This is a genomic window from Colwellia sp. MB3u-41 (assembly GCF_014076845.1).
In the GTDB taxonomy this organism is placed as follows: domain Bacteria; phylum Pseudomonadota; class Gammaproteobacteria; order Enterobacterales; family Alteromonadaceae; genus Colwellia_A.
Genome location: NZ_JACGUT010000053.1, coordinates 1 through 1,915, shown reverse-complemented (window position 1 = coordinate 1,915; position 1,915 = coordinate 1). Strand labels below are relative to the sequence as shown.

Below are 1,915 nucleotides of genomic sequence, written 5' to 3'. Positions count from 1 at the left end.
TTATATAAATTGTACGGTTTGTGGTAATGTAAAAATCGCATAACAAGGCATTCAAACGGACAAAAAACAGTTGGCTGTTTTCACTTCGTTCAACATTTTAGCCAACAATTTTTTGCCGCTTAATGGGGCGTTATGTTGCAAAAGGAGATGCAGTTCATGAATCAGATTAAGAGTAACTTTCAAATATTAGCCGCTACAGTTTCAACGCTTTATTTTGGCTTGTTTGCGTATGGAGCCTTTATCTTCATTAAAGAATTTGAAAATGTATTTGATTCGTTTGAATCGGAGCTACCATTTCAAACATCTTTATTAATTGGCACTTATCGTTACTGGGGTGTTTTAGGTTTAATCTCTGCTTATATTTTGTTTAAAGTGAGTAAATGTAAAAGTAGTAAATCTATGTCGGTGCTTACATGGCTTGGTGTTTTGTCAATATTATTAGTAGTGTTTGCTATTTGGGGTATTTATAGCCCTGTACTCGAAGTTAGCGGGCAAGCTGCAACATAACAAGCCACTCAAGCAGGACAAATAACAGTTGGTTTTGTTCGCTTCGCTCTCTATTATAACCAACTATTATTTGCCTCTTAGTGGGGCGTTAGAAGATTCGCATGAAAAAAATTATCGTTATAATTATCTATTCATTTTTGCTAACTTATATTGTAGGAAGTTATGCGTATAAAAAAGGCTTTGGTGACTCTGCTGCAACCGGAACGTACGTCACTCTTTCGGAAAGTTTAGTTACTTTGCTTGTACTTAGAAGTGAAACTCCAGAAAAAAGCCTCAATTTTTACGAATCTATGTTGGCTTCAAATATTGCGATTCATAGAAACTCATTAAACTTACAAAGTATATTTCATCGAAAGTTAGAAAATGGACAACCTCAGGTGAACTTAGAATATTATAAAAAAGCTCAAGAATATATTTCTACTCATCCGAGCGAAAAATTCAGTGAGGTCGTTATAAAAGATATAAATTGGCTTGTCGAAAATGAAGATAAAATCTTCTAACAAGCCATTCAAGCAGGACAAATAACAGTTGGCTTTGTTCGCTGCGCTCTCTATTATAGCCAACTATTATTTGCCTCTTAATGGGGCGTTATGCGGCATTGCGAATTCGATTAAATATAATTGTGGTATTTGTCTTTTCTTTATCTTGGTTATTTACGCGTAATTAAATCTATTTAGGTTTTTGGTTAAATAGTTTTTCGCCAAAGTAGGTAAGTGATAAATTCACTTTTCATTACTGGCTCAAAATTCACGGTTTAGTGTATCGCAATGCTGTGAGTTTTTTAAATGCACACTTTATGTCACTAATATTTATATAAATTGTACGGTTTGTGGTAATGTAAAAGTCGCATAACAAGGCATTCAAACGGACAAAAAACAGTTGGCTGTTTCACTCCGTTCACATTTTAGCCAACAATTTTTTGCCGCTTAATGTGGCGTTATGTGGTATGTATGAGTTACTATCCAGCATTAAAGAGAGCTGAAACTTTCAGGCTCGCTCTAGTTTTATTATCTATATTGCTGCCACTAATCGGGGCTGTATTAGCAGGATATGTATTCAATGATATTTGGTTTGTAACAGCAGGGTTTATTTTAGGTGGATTTTGTACGTATTTTTGCGTAAAACTAATCAATAAATATATTAAAGTATATTGTCCCATTTGTGGTTCGGATGATATTCGTGAAAACTATGTAAATAGCCCTCGTGGTACAAACTCTAATGTTGAGCACAATTGTACCTCTTGTAATAGTAAATTTGTCGATGGTCAGCTTGTAGAGTAAATACCACATAACAAGTTACTCAAACGGACGCTAAACAGTTGGCTAGCTTCGTTCCTCGCAATTTTAGCCAACAATTTATCGCCGCTTAGTAAGGCTACATGGACTCCCCTTTGTCAAGCAATAGCATC

Annotated in this window: 3 protein-coding genes; all 3 read left to right on the top strand. The window is 35.0% G+C overall.

Annotated features, from left to right (window positions below; translation table 11 throughout):
• Positions 1-156 precede the first annotated feature (156 nt).
• The 3 genes from H4J73_RS05085 to H4J73_RS05075 all read left to right on the top strand — a co-directional run bounded on the left by H4J73_RS05085 (position 157) and on the right by H4J73_RS05075 (position 1,787).
• Entirely contained in the window at positions 157-507 is a 351-nt protein-coding gene (locus H4J73_RS05085) for a hypothetical protein (protein WP_182176845.1), read from the top strand.
• A 101-nt stretch (positions 508-608) separates the two neighbouring features.
• On the top strand, positions 609-1,007 hold the full coding sequence (locus H4J73_RS05080; RefSeq protein ID WP_182176875.1) for a hypothetical protein: 399 nt from the start codon (positions 609-611) through the stop codon (positions 1,005-1,007).
• 450 nt (positions 1,008-1,457) lie between these two features.
• A complete protein-coding gene (locus H4J73_RS05075; protein WP_182181685.1) occupies positions 1,458-1,787 on the top strand; it encodes a hypothetical protein in 330 nt (109 codons plus the stop codon).
• Positions 1,788-1,915 lie beyond the last annotated feature (128 nt).

Excerpts from the sequence above, each read along its gene's own strand:
- H4J73_RS05085 (WP_182176845.1), top strand. The coding sequence starts at position 157 with ATGAATCAGATTAAGAGTAACTTTCAAATATTAGCCGCTACAGTTTCA.
- H4J73_RS05080 (WP_182176875.1), top strand. The coding sequence starts at position 609 with ATGAAAAAAATTATCGTTATAATTATCTATTCATTTTTGCTAACTTAT.
- H4J73_RS05075 (WP_182181685.1), top strand. The coding sequence starts at position 1,458 with ATGAGTTACTATCCAGCATTAAAGAGAGCTGAAACTTTCAGGCTCGCT.